Genomic DNA, 19,904 nt, shown 5'->3' with positions numbered 1-19,904 from the left:
GAAGCGTCACTCCGAGGCTTGCATCATCACCAACCCTCATATCGCCACCAAGCGTCATTCCGAGGCTCGCCCCGTCAAAAAGGCGCCACCCCCACCCGGTTTCGACCGCCGCGTTTGGCGTCGTAGAGGGCCTGGTCGGCCAGGCCGATGAGCTCCTCGGGGGTGCGGGCGGTGTGGTGGGGCAGGCCGGCCACACCCAGGCTGATGGTGATGGGGATGTGCGTGCCCTCGAACACGAAGTCGTGGCGCTCAATGACCATGCGCACGCGGTCGGCCAGGGCCTGGGCCTGATCCACCGGCGTGCCGCGGCAGACAATCGTGAACTCCTCGCCGCCGTAGCGGGCAAAGACGTCTTCGTTGCGCAGCACCCCGGAGGTGATCTCGGCCAGGCCTTTGAGGATCATGTCGCCGGCCAGGTGGCCGTAGGTGTCGTTGACCGGCTTGAAGTGGTCGACGTCAAACATGACCGCGCTCAGGAAGGTGCCGTGGCGCAGCGCGAAGGCCAACTCGGTGGAGAGGTGGTTGAGCAGGTAATTTTTATTGTAGATGCCGGTGAGCCCGTCGTGCAGGGCGGCGTCGAGCATCTGCTTTTGAAAATTCTCCTCGAGCTCATCGTGGTAGGTGAACTTGAGGATGGTGGTGGAGCCCAGCGTGATCTTGTCGCCGTCTTTGAGCTGCTGGCGGATCATCAGGCGGTCACCGTTGAGGTAGGTGCCGTTGGCGCTCTGGAGATCCTCGACGAAGACGTCGTCGCCGTAGGTGATGATGCGGGCGTGGTTGCGCGAGATGCCCACATCGTTGACGTGGAGTTCAGCGCGCGAGGAGCGGCCCAGAGTGGCCTGGTCCTTGTCGACTTTGAACATCTTGCCGGTGTGGGGCCCGGAAATCACGATGAGGTAGGCCTGGTCGCGCCCCTGCTTCTGCTGAGCGCGGGCCTGTCGCAACGTGTTCGCGTCGACGATCATCGTCGCCTCGGAGCTCTCCGAGAGATCGTCGTGGTCGTAGGGATGCTCGTCGGTCATCAGGTCGCCGTCAGCAGCGGGTTTAAGGGACGCGCCGGGGTTGCATGGCTCGCGAGCCCGTCAACGAGGTGGATGCGGGCGAAGATCACGTATCACTATGGAGGGGGACATCATCAAGCTGAAGGATACTGAACTTGCGCGGTGCAGGCAACCCGGGGGGCGGCGTTCTTGTGCACGCGTGAGGTGGGCGAGAGAGGGCGCTAAAAGTCGAGGTTTTCCGGGGTGTTGTGGGTTTATGGGATCCGGTGCGTGGGGGCGTGTTGGGTTCCCCCGAACGGGCGATTCAAGGCGCGTTGTACGGCGGGACGCGTGTCTTCGGAGGCCAGCTTTTCCAGGAGGGGCAGGGCACGCTCGGGGGCGTGGCGACGCAGAAGACCGATGGCGGTGATGCGAATCTGGATGTCATCGCTGGCGAGCGCCTCGCGCCAGATCTCAAAGGCCCGGGGATGCTCGTTTCGGGCCAGCGCGGTGAGCGCGCGGTGGCGAGCCTGCGCGCGGGTGCGGGCCGAGGCATCGAGAGGGTGGTCGTCGGCGAGGTGGTTGGCCGCGGCGATCCTGGCAAGCGGGGCGCGGGCCTCCTCGCTCACATAGAGGCTGAGGAGATCGAGGGCGCGCAGGCGGATCACGGTGCGCTCGGCGGGGTTTTGCAAGAATGCGTTGAGCCAGCCGACGACCTCGGTGGGAGTGCCGACCCGGTCGAGTTCAGGGCGATCGGGGACGTGCTCAAAGCCGGAGAGCAAGAACGCCAGACGTTCAGCGCCCTGCGCGTGGGGAGCGCCGTGCGCGTCAGGCGCGGGCTCATCGCGATCGGAGCGCGTGGGGAGGTCGTGGTCGCCATGGGTCGGTGAGGACTGCGCGGCGGCGGGGGCGGCCAGCAGGAGCGCGCCCAGAAAAAGCGCAAGGGCGACAGGTGTGCGTGGTGTCGGATGCATAACATTCCCGGGAAGGGCTGTGGGCAACGTAGAGGCGATTCAGGTCGCGCAGGGGTAAGACCGGCTGCGCGACCTTAAGATTCAATGGCGCGTGTCAGGGGCGCACCAGCGGGTTTCGTCGCAGCACAAAGGACTGGCCGGCGGTGGTCTGGCGCTGATCGGGCCCGAGCGAGAAGGGGAACATGAAGTTTTCGGCGTCGTCGCAAAAATAGCCCAGGTTAGGAAAGAGACAGCTCGGGGTGTCGGTGATGGGATCCTGGGCGCTCCCCAGGTGCTCGGTGGTATGGCGAAGTCCCAGATAGTGGCCGACTTCATGGGCGAGGATCTGACCGATGGTGGCGTTATCTTCGCCCAGGCCAGCCGTCGAGAAGACCAGGCCGGAGGCGGGGCTGGCGTGCAGGCCGGCCGCCCCCGGGAGCCCGGCTGAGATGCCCAGAAGGCCCGGGGAGTCTTCGACGGCAAAGTCGTCAATGAGGAAGACGTTGACCACAAGGTTCTCATCAAGCGTGGTGCCCGGGGCCTCGGAGAGCGCCACCAGATCGAAGGCGTCGTCCAGGGTGCGAATGATGCTGTAGGAGGCTGTGAGCTCATCGGAGAGCTCGGCGTAGGCGGCGACCTCCACCTCGATATTCATCGCGTCGTAGATGGTGGCCATGGTGGCGATGGCCTGCTGCAGATCCCGGTTGGAGGGAGCGGTGGCCGCGCTTAAGCCGGGCACGCCCACAAGGTAGAAGCGCAGGCGCAGGGTGCGGCCGGCCGAGGGTTGGGCGATGACGTAGTGGCAGGTTTCCGAGGCGTTGGAGGCCACGCCCATCTGATAGGTGCCGCCGCCAAACGTGTTGGCCAGGCTTGTATCGTTGGTGGCCGGGAAGAGCATCGGTGCAAGACTTGTGAGGATCGCCGGGTTGATGGCGTGAAAGGCGTAGTCGTTCTGAATGTTGAGCGTGGAACCGTCGGGGCGGCGCAGCGTGCGCGGCTCAATGGCCAGTCCGCCCGGGTTAAAGGGGGTGAGCAAGAACCCCACCGCGCCGGCCTCCACCTCGACCGGGTAGGTTTTCTGGGAGCCGCAGACCAGCTCGAGCGCCGGGGCGCCGCTGGCATCGATCTCGGGCGGGGCGGTGGTGGAGTCGCAGAAGGAGCGGCCCTCGCGACCGGTGCGGCAGCTGTAGCCCTGGCGGCAGTCCGAATCGGTGGCGCAGCCGGCCATGCAGGTGGGCTGGTTGTTCTGCACAAGGCAGATGCCGCCGTTGCAGTCCTCGTCATCGCCGCAGTAGCGCGTGGTGCAGTAGCCGCCCGGGAAGGAGGCCTCGCCCTGGTCTTTTTCGACCTCGCGAATGCAGCTTCCGCCTTTGCAGCCCAGGTTGGCGCCGCAGGGCTCACCGTCGTCGGCGCCATCGGGGTTTCGGGGGCCTTCGGGCTGCTCGTTTTCCTGGCAGTATTTCGGCTCGCTCTCGTCATTGGCCAGGCAGGTGTAGCCAAAGCGGCAGTCTTCGTCGCGCTGACAGGCGGCCATGCAGGCGAAGACCACGTCGTCGGCCGCGGCCTCCGGGTTGAGCGTGACGCAGGCGCCATCCTCGCAGCCCTGGTCGGGGTTGCAGCCGATGCGTGCGCAGGTGCCGCCGTAGAGGTTGGTCAGACAGGTCAGACCTTCTTCACACGCCACATCGCTGGTGCAGGGCGCGCCGGGCTTGCCGGGCTCACCTCCCACCGCGAGGTCGGCCGGAAGGCATACCGGCGTGTCGTCGACCAGCGTGCAGGTGTAGCCCTCGCCGGCGCGCTCGCAGGAGTTATCGCGGTCGCAACGCTCAAAGCAGGCCGCCGCGCCGCTGGAGCCTTCCAGGGGCAGCACCAGGCATTCGGACGAGAATCCCAGGCACCCCTCTTCTTCGCAGCTGAGCTCGGAGCAGTAGCCGCCGGGGAAGCCCCGCTCCTCCTCAAAACAATACCCACCCAGGCACTCCAGTCCGCTCTCGCAGGGGGCACCGGTGCTGATCGAGTCGACGAACTCGGCGACCTGTTGGAGCTGCTCACAGGCGCTCAAGGAGAGCAGCGCGATGAGCAACGCCAGAAGATGCAGAGGGGCAAAGGCAGGCCGACGGGGCGCATAAAACATAGGGGAAGCTCGATCGTCGGGGGGGGAGGTGTGTGGCGAGCCCGGTGGGCGAGAGACGTTGAGATGCTCGTCATATTCAAGCCGACTCGGTGCGCGGTGTCGAGGGAGAGTTGCCGGGTGCGGATGCGGTGGCGGTCTTTTCAGCGTGGGGGCGATGTCGTAGAGTTTCGCCGTCCCCACAGCTGTGTGGCGGCCGGGGGCCACGCGCTCGTCGCCGCTGGCAGCGTCGGGTGGGAGGCGTGGCTTCGCCCTTGAAGCGCGTGTCGTCGCAGTCGAAGGTAGAGGGATATGGTACAGCGCCCCTTGTACGCACACGACCCCGAGTCGAGTCTGTTCGCCATGGCGGTGGGCTCTTCGCCGGTGCAGATCTGGAGAGCCCGACCCGATACCGCTGCAGGGGAGGTCCCCCGAGAGGAAGAGGCCGCCGGCGAGTTGCGTCTCGACGGGGTAGGCCAGGTCGTGGGGCTTGCGCTTGAGGGGCAGGTGCTGGTCACGGTGCTCAGCGGCGGGGAGGTCGCTGGCTGGGATTTGAGTGAGCTGATGGAGGAGGGGAGTGAGGCGGCGGTGCGCTCGTTATGGCGCGTCGACACTGGCTTAAGGCTGGTTTGTGCCGCCCACCACCGGGGTAACTCGCATCGCCTTCAGCTCGCCATGGGTGCCGAGTCCGGCCAGGTGCTGCTCCTGGGACTCCGTGGAGAGAGCGCCCCGAAGTTGGCCCGTGGCGCGGTCCATCGCGACAAAATCGAAGTCTTGAGTTTTGCGCAGGACGGCACCTGCCTTGCCAGCTCCGCCCGCGACCGCCTCATCGCGATCTGGTCCACCCAGCTCGGCGAGGAGGGGGAGCTCAACCTTGTGCGCGAGCTTCGCGGCTCGGGGGGCTGGCCCCTGGCGCTGGCCTTCTCCGACGATCATCGTCGCCTGGCCAGCGGGTGTATGGATAACGGCGTCTACCTCTGGGATCTGGAGGCCGAAGAGCCCCTGGAGGCCGTGCGCTTTGACCACGCCGGCTGGGTCGACGACGTGTGTTGGGCCGGCGGCGACGCCGTCATCATCAGCGCTTCCTGGGATAATTGCGTGGGGGTTTTTGGTGCCACGCCGCTCAAACCGCGCTTTTTGATGGGCTTTCACGCCGACTACGTCGTGCGCCTGATGGCCGTGCCGCGCACCACTCTGGTGGTGGCCGCAAGCTACGACGGCCGCCTCACCGTGTGGGACTGGGCCCTGGGGCAGCTCGAAGGCGTCCTCAGCGGGCACGCCGACTGGGTCACCGAGATGGTGTGGCTGGGGCGCGGGCGCCTGGCGAGTCTTTCCAGCGACCGCACCGCCCGAATCTGGTCGCTGAAAACCATGCGTTGCGAGGTGGTGCTGGGACGCGCGCCGGTGGAGCGCTTTGAGCTGGGCGGCCGCTTTGACCTGGCCTCTTTCGGGGTGGGCACGGAGAGTTCTCACGCTGGCCTGGCGGGCGATGAGGCGGAGCTGGCCACGGCAACGGTGCGCCGCTTTGATGGCCGTGGAGAGCGCTGGCAGGATGGCGTGCACCGCACCGCTCTGGCGATGATGGACGACGCGATAGACTCCGCCCGCAGTGTTTTTGCGCAGGACTCCGAGGGGGCTCGGCCAGGTGCGGGCTCCGAGGTTTTAGAGCATTCGACGCCTTCCGGTGGCTCCGATGGCGTGTCTGCAGTGGAGCGCTTCGATGGGGAGGATGAGGCCGCCAGTGTGGCGGATGTAGAGGGGGGCGGTTCGGGTTATCTGTCTGAAAAGATAGGTGAATCTGTCGAGGGTGATGGCGAGTCTCAAAGCGATGCTCCGGTCGAGTCCGATTCCCTGGATGAACTCGACGCGGAGCTCGACGCGATCGAAGACGCCCTTGATGCGCTCAGTGAGGTGGGGGAGGTCGGCAAGGCGGACTCCTGGTTAAACACCTGGAGCAACGAGCACCCGGACAGCGGCACGTTTGATCGTCCCGCCACATCGCCCCTTGTGAGCACGATGTCCGCCGACGAACCCGACATCAGCCCGGGCGCGGCGATCCGTGAGTCCGGCCCGCTCAGCGAACCCGAAGGCGTCCGCGAGCTGACCGACGCGGGGCTGATGGTGGCGAGCGCTGACTCGGAGTCGATGCCGGAGCAGGCACCCGAGGACGATGATGGGGAGCTCGCTGCTCCTGCCGAGCCTCCGGCCTCCGCCCCGGTAGCGTCAGTACATGGTGCGGCACAGGCCGAGTCGGGACCTTCCGACGCTGCCTTCTCCTCGCGTTTCAAGCCAGCCGCAGACTCGCCGCTCGTCATGGACGCAGCGCGTGCCGGGCTCAGCGATCTGGTGCGTGACGCCATCTCGAAGATCGTAGAGACGGAGCCTTCGCAGCCCGAGGAGAGCGAGGAGAGCGCGGAAGGCGACGATGGCGGCGGCGTAGCTGCTGCCCGGGATGCGGTCGAGCCGGTGCTGACTTCGCCAGCAACCCTTCCTCCCGAGCCCGAGCCCCCAAAAGCCGTAAAACGCTCGCTGCGCGCGCGACTTAAGGCGGTCTCGCTGAAGTTGAAGCAAGAGGAGGCCGAGCGAGCTGAGCAGCAGATGAAGGGGGAGAGCGCGGCCGCAGCCGACTCCGAGAGTCGACTTCTGGATATTATGGGGGAGGCCTTCGACTTGCCCTCGGAGGCGGTTCGGGGCCCGGGCGCGAAAGCGGCCAGCCCGGCCGCGATGCCGAAACCCATGGGCGTGGATCCGAATTACAATCCGGTGCCTGTTAAGCCGGGGGACGCCATCGCCGATCTGGTGCCCGACGAGCTGGCTTTTGATGAGGTCTTCGGGGCCTTTGGGGGGGAAGAGGGCCAGGCGGTACAGCCTGGTCGCGAGGACTCACCAGGGGAAGTTGTGCCGGAGGCGTCCGCCAGTGATGCCGTCGAGGGTGGCCTGCCGGGCGGGGATGAGGCTGATGAGGTGTCTGCCGGCGAGGAGGCAAACGCGAGGTCGAAGGGGCGCAGGCAAGATGTTGTCTCGGAGTCGGTGGTGCCGGGGCAGCGCGTGGTGGCAGCGACCTCGCTGCAGGGGGATTCTGCGCCCTCCGAAGTGGACGAGGATTCACCGGAAGCGTCGGGTGCCGACAGTACCCATGAGCTGCGTGTGGCCGAAGTGGAGGCGCTGGCGGCCGCCGCGGAGATGGATGAAGACGGCGCGTCTGTGACCTCGCCAGGCATCGCGGCGCTGCAAGACGATGCGCTCACCGGTCGTGTTGAGGTGCACCCGGAGGTGGCCGCCAGTGTCAGTGGCGAGGAGGCTGTCGGCACGGACCAGCGTGATGGGAATGACGAGCGTGACGCCCGGATGCCCTTCAGGGAGGCGACGGGCGGGGAGAGCGCTGGTGAGCATGGCCCGGCCATGGAGCGCGCGGATGTGTTGGCGGTGGACGAGCGGCCTGGCGAGGTCTCCGGGGCGCGCACGCTGACCTCGTTTCTGGGCTCGGCGGTGCGTGATGAGGCGGTACGTGATGATGAGGACGTAGCGCGCTGGCCGACCGCCTCCAGTGAGGCTCGATGGGACACGGTGGATCCCCTGAAAGTCGAGCAAGAACAGGAGGATAGGGTAGATGCCTGGGAGGGGGCCACGCAGATGCTCGACGCCGATGCGCTGCCTCCGGTGGCCAGCTCGGCCCCCTGGGCCGAGGAGCGCAACTTCCACCGCACCGCACGCCGCGGTGCCCCGGCTCGCGAGGGGGCTGAGCCGGCGGTGTCGGGCGAGGAGATGACGCCGATCTTCGAGGTCGAAGACGATGATCCGGTCGCTCCGCGGGCGGATAGCATCGTCGAGGAGAGCGGGGCCGAGGAGAGCGGGGCCGAGGTGGATGAAGCCTACGGTAACTCCACGCAGATGTGGGGCGGGCTTTTTCATGCACCTGGTGGTGTGCGGGACCCGGGACCGGGTCAAGAGCTGACACAGGTGCAGGATGTGAGCGCGTTTGCGCGGCGCGAGAAGACCCACGGACGAGGACCCGGGGCCAGTGAGGCGGAGGCGCCGCGGCGCGACCGTTTTAGCGAACCGGTCCGCGGGATGTTGCGCAGCGAAGAGGCGCTGCCGGAGATGACCCTGGGGGATGCGTCGACCAGCGCGCAGAGCGTGCCGGAACCCCTGATGGGGCCGGCCGACTCGGAGGTTTCCTCGCGACTTCAGCCCGGGCGAGCGGCGCGCACCGATGAGCTTGTGGTGCCCGAGGTCGCGGCTGCCTCCCGCGAGAAGGGTGCGCAGCGGCTGAGCCTGAGCCTGGAGGAGTTCTGGGACAGGGCCACGGCGGCCGCACCGGGTATGGCGATCTTGAAGCGCAAAGTCGGCGCGCTGGGCGACTATGCGCCAGCCCGGCAGCTGCGGGTTGAGGAGCGTGGACCGCTGCTGTTGGCCAGCGTGGAGAGCGGTCGGCGGATGGCCCTCTGCGGCGGAAGTCGGGACCTGACGTTGTGGCAGGCCCGCGGTGAGCTTGAGATGATGTTCGAGGTGAAGGGGCCGCTGGTGGCGCTTTCCTTTCTGGGCGATGAAGCCTCGCTCTGCGGGGTGGCGGAGTCTGGCGAGCTGTGGATGTGGATGTTGCCCCGGGCCGCGCTGGGCAAGGCCTCGCGGGTGGCCGAGGCGACCATTGCCACGGGAGATACCGCGCTACGCTGTGCGGCCATCGATGTGGCGGCGCGCCGCGTGCTTACCGGCAATGAGGAAGGGCGCGTGCGCTTGTGGAACGTAGCCAGCGGCCAATGCGTGGGGAGGCTAGCGCCTCACGGAAGCCCGGTGACAGCGGTGGCCTTCGGCACGCGCGGCGCGATCAGCGCCAGCGCCGACGGACAGGTGCGCTTCTGGAACGCCCAGGGCTTTTTGATCGACCAGCTCGAAGGGCAGGGCCGCGTCACGGCGCTGGCCACGTTTGAGGGAGAGGTCGCCTGGGTGGAGGCCAGCGGGGCGGTCCGCGTGATGCGCCAGGGAGACAGTCGAGCGCGTAAGCTCAAAGGGCATCATGGTGAGGGGCGGGCATTGGCCTACCGCGAGGACGGGTATCTGGTGACCGGCGGCGAAGACGGGCGCATGCTCATCTATGCGCCCGGGGGCAGCGAGCCGGTGCAGGAGGTGCAGGTGCCGGCGCCGATTCACGCGTTGAGCCTCTCGGCTCGGCGTCTGGTCTGTGCCTGTGAGGGAGGTGCGGTGTACATCTTTGAGAGGGAGCGGCGAAGACGTTGAGACTGAATATGAAGCGATGGGCCAGTATGTATGCGGTTGGAGCGATGGTGGCGGGATTCTTGCTCGGGATGCCTCTGGCGTTCGCCCACCAGAGCGATGAGAGCACGCACCTGGTGGAGATCCACGCCGAGAGCGGGTTGGTCGAACAGCTGGTGAGCATCTCGGCGGGTGATCTGGGGCACCATATGGGGTGGGTGGGGCATGATGAGGAGCTCCAGCGCTCGCGGCTTGAAGAGGGGGCCGAGGAGCTGGAGTCGTACATGGTCAGGCGGCTGCGGGTGTGGGCCGATGAGGCGCCTTGCAAGCTGGAGAGCTCGCGTTTCGTGAACCTGATGGGGCAGGACGCCCGGGTGCACCTGCATGTGGGCTCGCGCTGTGAGCCGGGGGCGCGGGCGATCACCCTGGAGAATCGGGTGATGATGGAGGGGCCCGGAGGCTACCGACATATGGGGCGCGCGCAGGCCGGCGATCGGGTCTGGCCGATGGTCTTTGATGTGTCCTTTCCGACCTACGTGGTGAACCTTCCGTTGGAGGAGGGCGCGGCGGTGGAGTCAGTCGATGGGGCCCTGGACGATGCGAAGACCGGGGGCGATGACGCGTCAGACGAAGGCGGAGTTGCCGGGTGGCTGAAGGCCCTGTTTGTGCTGGCGCTGATTGTGGCGGGCCGGACGTGGGTGAAGCGCACGACGCGCTAGCCTGACGAAAGCGGGGGCGATGAACTCGCAGGGCTGAGCGGACCCGGCTGGAAGATCCGGGGGAGGGTGTGGGGTTGTGGCCAGGAGCATGCGCCAGGTGTTTAGAAACAGGCGGTCCGCCTGGCAGGTGCATGTAAGCGAGACCTGCGAAGTTCTATCGAGAGAGCGGCGATGAGAGTTGGCACGAGGGTTGGGGCGGTGGTGAGCGGGGCGCTGGTATGCCTCTGGGGCGCGACAGCGTGGGCGCAATCCGAAGTGACGTCGGGCGATGCGCAGGAGCTTGCGCGCCTGGTCGATGCGCTTGAAGAGGCCCGCTTTGAGGGGGAGGCGTTGGGGCTCGCCAACCGGCTCGAAGAGGCGCGGGGGATGGTGGTGCCCGAGGTGTATCAGGCCGAGCTTGAGCGTGCGTCAGGTGCGGCGTCGCGCTGGCCGGTCGTGGCGTTTGCGGTCCAACGCGAGCTGGCTCGCGCCCGCATGGAACAAGGGGATGAGCAAGGCGAGCTTCTGGCCAGTGAGGCCGGGTGTCTGACGCGTTGGTCGCTGGTCGGGCCGCTGGAAAACCCCTCCATGGAGGGGTTTTATAAGGAGATCGGACCACAGCATGAGCTGAGCGGTCCCTATGAAGGTCGCTTCGGGGAGGTGGATTGGCGCGAGCTTGCGCCGGCCGACTATTTTTGTGCCTTTAGCCTGGGGAGTTTCGTGACCCCTTCGACCTCCGCGGTGGTGTTTCTGGCGAGCCGCGTGCATCTCAATGAAGCCTTGCGCGGGGAGCTTTTGGTGGGGGCGGCGGGTGCCTACCGGGTGTGGATCGACGGGCGAGAGGTGGGCGGCGATGATGGGGAGCGGGGCGCGGGGCTCGATGTGCAGAGCTGGCCTGTGCGCCTGAGCCCCGGGGACCATGAAGTGGTGGTCAAGCTCGCTTCCACCGGGCAGGGGAGCCTGGCGTGGTCAGCTCGCCTGCTCGATGCCGGGGGGCAGCCGCTGGCCGAGGTGGAGCACCGGGCCGAGGCCCCGCGGGTGGCGCTCGGTCCGATGCGTGCAAGCGCGCCGGAGGCGCGCGCCGGCGCACTTTATGCCGTGCGCGAAGCCACGGCGTCGCGGCGCGCGAGCCCGCTGGCAAAGATCCGGGCTGCGGCCGCCTGGCAGCGCCTGCAACCCGCCGACAGCGCCGCTCCCTGGCGGGATGTGGCACGCGGGGTCATCGCCGAGCTAAAAGGCGGCGCGTCGAGCGCGGCGCAAGAAGCCGAGGTGCTGCTTGAAGCCGCCCCGCTCTTTGAGGAGCGCTGGCGGCAGGTCAGCCTCCTGGAGCGCGCCCGCGAGCTTGCTCCGGCCAACGATGCGCTGTGGGAGCGCGTCTCGCTGGCCCTTGCGGCGGCCTACGGCGAAGGCAGCGCGCGGGCTGAGTGGCAGCGTCAGCGCACCCTTCTTGAAGAGGTCGTGAAGGCGCGCCCTGGCTCGCTCAAAGCTCTCCTGACGCTCGCTAAACTCTACGAAGATCGTGAGCTTGATGGGCAGGCTCTAGGGCTTCTGGAGAGCTGGCAGGGGCCTCAGGAGGGCGATCGCGAGGAGGTTGTGGCCTGGGCACGCGCGATGATCGATGTGCAACAGGCTACAGGCGATCTTCGACGCTCTCGCGAGCTGCGCGAGAGGGTGCTCAGCCAGACGCAATTCTCCGGCGCGTACCGCTGGGACATGATGAAAGAAGCCCTGGCCGAGGGGGAGCTTGACCAGGCGCTGACGATCGCCCGGGAGCGCTGGACGACCAACCCCTGGTCGTCGGCCTGGGGGCTGCAGGTGGCCCGGGCGTTGCAGGCGTCCGGTGAGCTTGAGCAGGCCGGGGAGGTGCTGGAGACGTTGATCGCGCGCAACCCTGGCGAGTCGTCGTTGTGGGAGCGTAAGGCCGAGTTGCGACTTCTGCAGGAGGACCGGGCGGGGGTGGTCGAGGCGATGGAGCAGGCGTTGAGCCTGCGGCCTCAGGACAGCGCGCTGCGCGCCCGCGCCGAGCTGATGCGCCCGCCCGGTGCGAACTTCTACGATGCCTGGATCGAAGAGGATGTGCGCGCCCTGGCCGACGCGCACCCGCCTGGCCCCCACGACTACGACATCCTCATCGATCAGGCGGTCGTCGAGGTCGGGCCCACCGGGCTTGCTCGCCGTTTTGTGCAACAGGTGGAGCGGGTGATCGACGCGCGCGGCATTCAGAGCGCGCGGCAGTTGGGCGTCTCCTTTCAGTCGGGCGATGAGCGCGTGGAGGTGCTGGGCGTGCGCGTGCATAAGGCCGACGGCACGCTCAGCGAAGATTACGACGCGTGGCGAAGTGGCCAGGCCCGCAAGCAGTCGACGACGTATAACGATCGGGAGCAGATCAACCTGCGCGCCAGCAATGTGGAGGTGGGCGATCTGGTGGAGTATCGCTACGTGGTCCATCAGGTGGCCAATGAGAACTTCCGCGGCGACTATTTTGGGGCGGTGCGCTACGTGCAGCACGGCCGGCCGGCGGCGTTGGTGCGCTACGCGCTGCTCTATCCCGAGAGCTGGGAGCTCTATTTTCGGCCGCCGGCGCTGGCCCACGAGGTTCGCGATGGCGTCACTCCGGCCGGAGAGGCGGTCGAGGGCATGAAGTCGCGCAGTTTTGAGCTGCGCGAGGTGCCTCGGGTCTACACCGAGCATGACCAGCCCGGTTATACCGAGATCTACGACTACATCATGGTCTCCAACAAAGCCGACTACGACGCCATCGGGCGCTGGTGGTGGGGGCTCATCGAGGAGCAGCTCGTCGTCGACGATGCGATTCGCGAAGAGGTCCGTCGGCTGACTTCCGGGCTGGGCAATGATGAGGAGAAGGTCGAGGCGATCTACGACTACGTGGCCCGCAACACCCGTTATCTGCATGTGGGACTGGGCATCCACGGCTGGAAGCCCTACCGAACCTCGGCGGTGATGCAAAATCGCTACGGCGACTGCAAAGACAAAGCCGCGCTCCTCAAGGTGATGCTCGAAGAGGCCGGTGTTGAGGCCGAGATGGTGCTCGTGCGGACCCGCCGCTTAGGGGAGGTCGACGGGTCGGTGGCGAGCATGCACGTCTTTAACCACGCGGTGACCTATGTGCCCGGCCTCGATGTCTTTCTGGATGCGACCGCCGAGTACAACGGGGCCTTTGAGCTGACCTCGATGGATCAGGGGGCCCAGGCGCTGATTGTCGAAGACGGCGGTCAGACCCGCTGGGTTGCCATGCCGATCGATGCGCCGGAGACGAACCGCCTGGCGCAGCGTCTGGAGATCGATCTTCGTGGCGAGCGCCCGGTGCTGCGCGGTGAGGTCGAGGCTGTGGGGTCGCGGGCGGTGCGCTATCGCCAACTTCTCGAAGATCCCCAACGCCGCGATGAGGCATTCGAGAGGGAGCTCGCCAGGCGTTACCCGGGGGTCAGGCTCACGCGCGCCGAATATGAGGGCATTGAGACTCTGGGCGCGCCGGCGAAGGTGCGTTTTGAGGCCGAACTGGGCGACGTCGTGCGTGGTGAGGGTGAGGGCTATCTCTATCCGCTGGCCTCGCCGGAGGATGCGCTCGGGGCGTATGCGGCCGAGGGCACACGGCGCCAGGATCGGATGTTCCGCGTGCCTTTCGCCGAGAGCACGCAGATGCGCTACGTGCTTGGTCAGGGGCGCAGGGTGGAGCGGGTGCCCGAGGAGGTGGAGGTGCGCTCGAAGTTCGGAGATCTGCGCGTGAGCTACTCGACGGCCGGCGAGGACCTGGTGGTTGAGGTGGACTTCAGCGTTAAGGTCCAGCGGGTGCCGGTCGAGGAGTATGAGGCGTTTCGGGCCTTCGTCGGTGAGCTTCATACGGCGCTCAATCAGACGATTCGCCTGGTGGGTGAGGGAGGTGTGCGATGAAGAGTGCTCAAAAGATGGTACGAGCGCTTGTGCTCGCGATGATCATGGCTCTGGCCATCAGCTGTGCCGGTGGTCCTGGTCCTGTCCCCCAGGAGTGGAGCTTTGAGAGCGACTCCCCATCGGAGACGACGCTCAAGGCGTGGCTTTCTGGCGCGGAGGTCGATCGTCTTGAGGACGCCGCCGGGGTGGAGGCGTTGCTTAGCGCCGGGGAGATCGCGCTGTGGGAGGGCGATAAAGAGCGGGCGTTTACGATCTTCTCGACGATGCTTCGCGAGCATTCGCCTCACCCCTTGCAGCGCTACGCGGCGCTGCGCCTGGTGGAGCTGGTTGAGGAGGTGGTCGAGGGGCCACAGCGTCTGGAGGCCTGGTTGGGCCAGGTGCGCTACGAGAGGCAGGGGCTGCTCACGCGCTTGGAACTCAGTCGTTTGGCCCGGGCGGTGGCGTATGCGAGCTGGGAGCGTGGCGATGCGATGGAGCCCTTTGCGCTCCGCGCGGCCGGGGTGCCGCTTCAGTGGCGCGTCAGCCCGCTGATGTCGCCCTGGCGGCTTCTGGATTTCGACAAAGCCTATTCGCCGGAAGAGGGCGGCTGGCTCGGCGATCAGTACCGCAGTCCCCAGATCGCTCGGCCCTCACCGGCCAACTGGCAGCCCACGCGGCGCGTGGCTCTGGAGCGTCCGGGCCAGGGGTTGGGACTGGGGGAGAGCGGCGTGTATTACCTGGAGGCAACGCTCCAGGTCTCCGGAGCAGAGGCGCAGGAGGTGGCCATTTTTGGGGACTTCTCGGCCGCCACGAAAGTCTGGGTCGGCACAACGGAGGTGCTGGAGCATCGCGAAGAGGACTATGAGGCGGGGCGCTACGTGCGTCGGCTGCGCCTTGAGCCCGGCATGCATCGGGTGCTGGTGAAGCTGGCCTATGAGGCGGGCTACCGCGACAGGCTCGATCTGCGCGTGGTGCCTGCTGCCGGGGCAGTGTGGGGGGAGGAGCGTGTGCGTTTTGTGGAGACGCCGCCGGTGCGGGAGCGGCCGGAGGTGGGGCCGGTCGAGGTGATGGGGCAGGTGCAGCGAAGCTGGGAGGTGGAGCCACTTCGCGGGGTGGCGACGATGCCGGAGCAGGCCGGTGTCTCCGGGCTATGGTGGGCGGCCGCCAGCGCGTTGGAAGCACATCAGCCGCAGGCGTTTGAGGCGATCGTACGTGAGCTGGAGGCGCGTTTTGACGGCGTGTTACCGGCGCCCGCCGAGCTTTTGAAGGCCGAACAGGTGCTCACGCGGTGGGATCTTCCCGGCGATCTGCGCGAGGCCCAGGCGTTGATGGCGGTGCGCCGCGCCCACACGCTCCGACCGCAGCTCTTAAGCGTGCTTGTGGCCCTGGAGCAGAGGTTGCGCCGCGGCGGAAGCGATGAGGAGCGCCGCCGGGTCTTGGAGGCCGCACGTGATCAGGCCGTCGATGCGCAGGGGAACCTGCGCGATATCGGCCCGCTCAAGGCGTGGGCTGCCTACGTGGCCGGCCAGGGCGTGCGCGCGGTGGCCGAGGAAGCCTGGCGCGAGGTCATCGAGGTGGCCCCCTCCGACTGTGAAGGTGCCTCCAGCCTGCAGGATCTCTATGCGCTGCGCTCCTATGCGCCACATCCCTCGCAGATCTCCGAGGGGTGGGAGGCCTGCCCCGCGCTTTATGGCGCGTGGGTTCAGGCGCGCGGCGAGGCGTTTGAGGAGCGCCTGGCCTGGGTTGAGCGTCAGGCCGCTCGCCGGCCGCTGGAGGTCGCCCGCCAGGTGGAACTCGCCCGTTTTCTACGCGGCATCAACGACTCCGAGCGGGCGCTCAGCGTCGTGACCAACGCTCGCCGCGTGCAGCCCTGGGAGACGCGCCTGTGGCTGGCTGAGGCCGACCTGCTCTTAAGCCTGGGGCGCAACGAGGAGGCGCGCGCGGCGCTCGCCAGGGATCGCGAGCGCTACGGCTCGACGGCCCGCGTGGACTGGATGATTCACGAGATCGACGGGAGCCTGCCCCTGCAGGAGGCGATGCCCGACGGGCTTGTCGCGGCGCGCGCGGAGTTTGCCCGCGCGCCGGTTGCTCCGGCCGATGAGGGCCTCGATGTTGGCTCAGAGCGCGGGGCCGAGGCCGGTGCCATGGCGCTTGATGAGGCTTATTACGTGCTCGATTACGCTGCGCGCCGATACTTCCCGGACGGATCGAGCTGGACGTTGACCCATACCGTCGTGCGCCTGATGACCCGCGGGGCGATCGACCGCTACGCCGAGGTGGAGCTTCCGCGCGGGGCGCGTCAGGTGCTCGTGCGCACGATCAAAGCGTCGGGGGCGGTGCGGGTGCCCGAGGAGGTCGCCGGCAAGGGCACGCTGAGCATGCCCGGGCTGGAGCCGGGCGATATGATCGAGGTCGCCTACCTGCAGCATGCCGGGCCCGGGACGTTTCGCACCCATATCGAGGGCATGCGCTTTTTCTTTCGGATGGCGGACATCTCCACGCGCCACAGCGAGTACGTGCTCCTGGGCACCGACGATCTCGGGTTTATCTCGGCCAACGGCGCACCTGGCCCTGAGCCGGTGAAGATCGGCGGGATCAAGGGCGTGCGCTTTGTGGCCACCGACCAGCGACGTCCCACCCCGGAGCCCCTCAGTGTGTCGAGTGAGGAGTTTCTGCCCTGGGTGCAGGAGTACCACGTGGGCGTGGAGGGCGGGGCGATCGAGTCGGACCGCCGCTACGTGGTCAACGCGATGATGGCCAGCGATCGTGTGGGGCCGGCGCTTGAAGAGCAGGGCGCGCGCTGGCTGGGACGCCCGCTACGCGCCGGGCAGAAGGCCTCCGATGTCGAGGTGCGCGAGATCTTTTATCAGGTGTCTGAAGCCTTCGCGCAGCCCAGCCCGCTGGCGCTGACCACTGACGCGAATCACGCCGTGCAACTGTGGCGAGGCAGCCCCCTGGTGGTGCTGCGCACGCTCTACCGGCGGATGGGGGTCGACGCCGAGTTGTATCTGGCGCGGGGCCAGGAGCAGCCCGATGCTCGCCATCCGGTGGGTGACTTTGGCCGCTACCGGCGCCCACTTCTGCGGGTCGTGTTCCCCGAGAGTGAGGCTGTGGTGTGGCTGGAGGCGGCCGGCCCCGATGCGATGTTCGGAGCGGTCGACGGCGATGTGCAGGGCCAGCCGGCGCTCTGTGTGAGCTGCACCGAGTACGAAGAGGTACGCGTTGAGGGGGATGACGGTCGCCTGCCGGCGCGTGCCATCGCCGTTGAGGGCGCGATCGACCCGGAGGGCACCCTGCGTGCGGAGGCGACCTACACCTACGGGGGCATGAGGGCGGTGCGGGTGCGCGGGGCGTTGCGGGCCAGGAGCGATGAGGCCGATCGCGATCGTTATGTCGATGCGATAGCCCAGGAGCTTTTCAGCGGTGCCCGGGTGGATGCGTACGAGGTGCAAAATGCCTCGGAGGTCGATGCTCCCCTTCGGTTGAAGATCACGCTGAGCCGCGAGGATTTTGCGCGGCAGGTCGACGCCACCTGGCGCATCGATACCACGCTCTTTCGCGAAGAGCTCGCCAGTGTTTACGCCTCTCGCGACCGACGCGCGCTGCCGATGCGCGTGGGGTATGAGCGCTATCAGACCTACGATCTTCGCCTGCGCCTGCCCGATGGGGCCAACCTCAATGAGGCCACGTTGCGCGCGACCGATCTCAACCTGGAGGGTGCGTACGGCAGCTACAGGCGTCGAAGCTGGCTGGAGGGTGGGGAGCTACGGGTGGAGGCCGAGGTGGCGCTGCCGCGCCAGCGGGTGATGCCCGAGGACTACGAGGCGTTTCGGCGCTGGGCCAGTGCCGTGGAGCAGAGCGCCGGGCTTGTGCTGCGCTATTGACGCAGTCCCTGGCCCTTCGTTGATCGCTGGAGGATCAACGAATGGTCGAAATGGCCTGATCGAGCCCTTCCAGCGTGAGCGGGAACATCTCGAAGAGACGGCCAATCTGGCGGGTGGTGTAGCTTCCCCACCAGCGTGGATCGTCGGGGTTGATCCAGGCGGTGCGGGGCACCCGCTCGGCCAGGCGATTGAGCCAGGTCCAGCCTGATTCTTCGTTGAAGTGGTAATAATCGATCGCCCCGCCGGGAGCGGTGAGCTCGGTGGGGGCCATGGCCGCATCGCCCACGACCACGCAACGCCAGGAATCGTCGACCGCTGCCAGAACTTCGGCGGTGGGTGTGCCCTGGCGGCGCTCCATGTCGGTGTAGAGCGTCTCGTAGAAACAGTTGTGGAAGTAGAACGCCTTAAAAGCCTGAAAGTGGTGCGCGCGGTTGGCCGCCGAGAAGAGCAGGCTCGTGAGGTGGGTGTGCGGCGTCATCGAGCCGCCGACGTCCATTAAAAGCAGCAGCTTGAGGCGATTGTGACGCGGAGGGCGAAAGACCAGTTCGATGTCGCCGGCGTTTTTCCCGGTGGCCTCAATGGTGGCGTCGAGGTCGAGCTCGTCGGCGCGACCCTCGCGCGCCAGGTCGCGGAGTTTGCGCAGCGCCAGGCTGATCTGGCGGGTGTCGAGCACCAGGTCGGTGCGCAGGTTTCGAAACCGTCGCTCGGTGGCGACCTGCACCGCCGAGCGGTTCTGGCTTGCGCCGCCCACGCGAATGCCTGCCGGGTGATGGCCAGAATGCCCAAAAGGGCTTGTGCCGCCGGTGCCGATCCAGCGGTTGCCGCCGTCGTGGCGCTCGTCCTGCTCGGCCAGGCGATCTTCGAAGGCCTGGCGAAGCTCGTCGAGGTTCATACGCTCCAGCCGGGCCAGCTCCTCGGCGGAGGGCACCGGGAGGTCGGCGGCCTGGTCGAGCCAGGCCAGCAGATCGTCATGAAGTTCGCTGCTGGTGCGCTCGGTCTGGAAGGGGCGATCGTTGAAATAGGCCGCAAAGACCTGATCGTAGAGGTCAAAATGCTCGGCGCGCTTGATCAGCGTGGCGCGCGCCAGCACATAGAAGCCGTGGAGGCTCTCGCGGGCCAGCCCGGCGTTGAGTCCCTGGCAGAGGGCCAGAAACTCGGTGGTGGAGACCGGCACCCCGGCGCGGCGCAGCAGAAAGAAGAAGTCGATGAACATCGCGATCGTGTGGCGAGTGGGAAGTCGTTGCTGATGGCGGGCGAGCAGGCAGGCGCGGGCGCTCAGCGGCCCCGGGTGAAACGCGTCAGGTCGGCTTCTTTTTTCAAAAGCACGCCAAGAAAGGGGATCTCATCGTCGAGGACATCGGCGCTGAGTCCGGCGCGCAGCATCGCGCCGATCCAGTCGACGAGCTCGCTTGTGGAGGGGCGCTTTCGCAGCTGGGGTTGGTCGCGCAGCCAGTAAAACTTCTTGAGGCAGGCCTCCAGCAGTTGGCGATCGAGCCCGGGGTGATGAACTTCAACAATGGAGCGCATCAGCGCCGGGTTGGGGAAGTCGATGTAATGGAAGATACAGCGGCGCAGAAAGGCGTCGGGCAGCTCTTTCTCGGCGTTGGAGGTGATGATGATCAGCGGGCGATGGCGCGCTACAACTTCGCGGCCGGTCTCGCTGATCGTAAAGCGCATCTGATCGAGCTCATGGAGAAGGTCGTTGGGGAATTCGACATCGGCCTTATCGATTTCGTCGATGAGCACCACGGTGCGCTCCTCGCTCTCAAAGGCCTGTCCCAGCGCGCCGGGGCGAATGTAGTGTTCAATATCGCTGACATCGCCCTCTCCGAATCTCGAATCGTTGAGGCGTTGCACGGTGTCGTAGTGGTAGAGGCCGTCCTGAGCGCGGGTGGTCGATTTGACGTGCCAGCGCACCAGGTTCAGCCCCAGGGCTTCGGCCACGGCGTAGGCCAGAAGGGTTTTACCGGTGCCGGGCTCACCGCGGATCAACAGGGGCTTTTGCAGGGCGGAGGCGATATCGACGACCTGACGAAGCTCGGGGCTGGCGATGTAGCTCTGGGTGCCTTCAAAGGAGGTGCTCATAAGGCTCTTTGGGGAGGGGAAGGGGAAGCGGGGTTGAATCGCGCCGGGGCGCATGGCGTCTGAACTTTAGCGCAGCCTTTGCGGTGGGC

9 protein-coding genes are annotated in these 19,904 nt (G+C 66.9%); 4 read left to right on the top strand and 5 right to left on the bottom strand.

All coding sequences use genetic code 11. The annotated features are described in order from the left end of the window. Window positions 1-74 precede the first annotated feature (74 nt). The 3 genes from EA187_RS13170 to EA187_RS13160 form a co-directional block, all read right to left on the bottom strand. Window positions 75-1,022: a GGDEF domain-containing protein gene (locus EA187_RS13170; protein ID WP_115605441.1), complete on the bottom strand. Its 948-nt coding sequence runs from the start codon at window positions 1,020-1,022 to the stop codon at window positions 75-77. Window positions 1,023-1,255: 233 nt separating this feature from the next. Continuing rightward, complete coding sequence (locus tag EA187_RS13165; RefSeq protein WP_127780556.1) at window positions 1,256-1,954, bottom strand: HEAT repeat domain-containing protein; 699 nt, start codon at window positions 1,952-1,954, stop codon at window positions 1,256-1,258. Window positions 1,955-2,048: 94 nt separating this feature from the next. Then, window positions 2,049-4,067: a zinc-dependent metalloprotease family protein gene (locus tag EA187_RS13160; protein WP_127780555.1), complete on the bottom strand. Its 2,019-nt coding sequence runs from the start codon at window positions 4,065-4,067 to the stop codon at window positions 2,049-2,051. Window positions 4,068-4,355: 288 nt separating this feature from the next. Between EA187_RS13160 and EA187_RS13155 the strand changes: the two genes are divergently transcribed. The 4 genes from EA187_RS13155 to EA187_RS13140 all read left to right on the top strand — a co-directional run bounded on the left by EA187_RS13155 (window position 4,356) and on the right by EA187_RS13140 (window position 17,730). Beyond that, on the top strand, window positions 4,356-9,281 hold the full coding sequence (locus EA187_RS13155; RefSeq protein ID WP_127780554.1) for a hypothetical protein: 4,926 nt from the start codon (window positions 4,356-4,358) through the stop codon (window positions 9,279-9,281). 8 nt (window positions 9,282-9,289) lie between these two features. Next, window positions 9,290-9,976, top strand: a complete 687-nt coding sequence (locus tag EA187_RS13150) for a hypothetical protein (RefSeq protein WP_127780553.1) — start codon at window positions 9,290-9,292, stop codon at window positions 9,974-9,976. Window positions 9,977-10,147: 171 nt separating this feature from the next. Beyond that, on the top strand, window positions 10,148-13,867 hold the full coding sequence (locus tag EA187_RS13145; protein WP_127780552.1) for a transglutaminase family protein: 3,720 nt from the start codon (window positions 10,148-10,150) through the stop codon (window positions 13,865-13,867). Then, a complete protein-coding gene (locus EA187_RS13140; protein WP_127780551.1) occupies window positions 13,864-17,730 on the top strand; it encodes a DUF3858 domain-containing protein in 3,867 nt (1,288 codons plus the stop codon). The genes EA187_RS13145 and EA187_RS13140 overlap by 4 nt, the downstream gene beginning before the upstream one ends. 34 nt (window positions 17,731-17,764) lie before the next feature. Here EA187_RS13140 and EA187_RS13135 read toward each other — a convergent pair whose 3' ends face one another. Continuing rightward, window positions 17,765-18,943 carry a vWA domain-containing protein gene (locus EA187_RS13135; RefSeq protein ID WP_127780550.1) on the bottom strand — a complete coding sequence of 393 codons (1,179 nt, stop codon included), beginning with the start codon at window positions 18,941-18,943 and terminating at the stop codon, window positions 17,765-17,767. Between the two features lie 62 nt (window positions 18,944-19,005). Next, entirely contained in the window at window positions 19,006-19,815 is an 810-nt protein-coding gene (locus tag EA187_RS13130) for an AAA family ATPase (protein ID WP_115605427.1), read from the bottom strand. Window positions 19,816-19,904: the final 89 nt, after the last annotated feature.

The sequence above is a fragment of the Lujinxingia sediminis genome, from assembly GCF_004005565.1.
Lineage (GTDB): Bacteria > Myxococcota_A > Bradymonadia > Bradymonadales > Bradymonadaceae > Lujinxingia > Lujinxingia sediminis.
This window is presented reverse-complemented; position numbering and strand designations above follow the sequence as displayed.

What these genes read in the sequence shown, in the direction of transcription:
- EA187_RS13160 (WP_127780555.1), bottom strand. Translation starts at nt 4,067, where the DNA reads ATGTTTTATGCGCCCCGTCGGCCTGCCTTTGCCCCTCTGCATCTTCTG.
- EA187_RS13135 (WP_127780550.1), bottom strand. Translation starts at nt 18,943, where the DNA reads ATGTTCATCGACTTCTTCTTTCTGCTGCGCCGCGCCGGGGTGCCGGTC.
- EA187_RS13140 (WP_127780551.1), top strand. Translation starts at nt 13,864, where the DNA reads ATGAAGAGTGCTCAAAAGATGGTACGAGCGCTTGTGCTCGCGATGATC.
- EA187_RS13170 (WP_115605441.1), bottom strand. Translation starts at nt 1,022, where the DNA reads ATGACCGACGAGCATCCCTACGACCACGACGATCTCTCGGAGAGCTCC.
- EA187_RS13165 (WP_127780556.1), bottom strand. Translation starts at nt 1,954, where the DNA reads ATGCATCCGACACCACGCACACCTGTCGCCCTTGCGCTTTTTCTGGGC.
- EA187_RS13150 (WP_127780553.1), top strand. Translation starts at nt 9,290, where the DNA reads ATGAAGCGATGGGCCAGTATGTATGCGGTTGGAGCGATGGTGGCGGGA.
- EA187_RS13145 (WP_127780552.1), top strand. Translation starts at nt 10,148, where the DNA reads ATGAGAGTTGGCACGAGGGTTGGGGCGGTGGTGAGCGGGGCGCTGGTA.
- EA187_RS13155 (WP_127780554.1), top strand. Translation starts at nt 4,356, where the DNA reads ATGGTACAGCGCCCCTTGTACGCACACGACCCCGAGTCGAGTCTGTTC.
- EA187_RS13130 (WP_115605427.1), bottom strand. Translation starts at nt 19,815, where the DNA reads ATGAGCACCTCCTTTGAAGGCACCCAGAGCTACATCGCCAGCCCCGAG.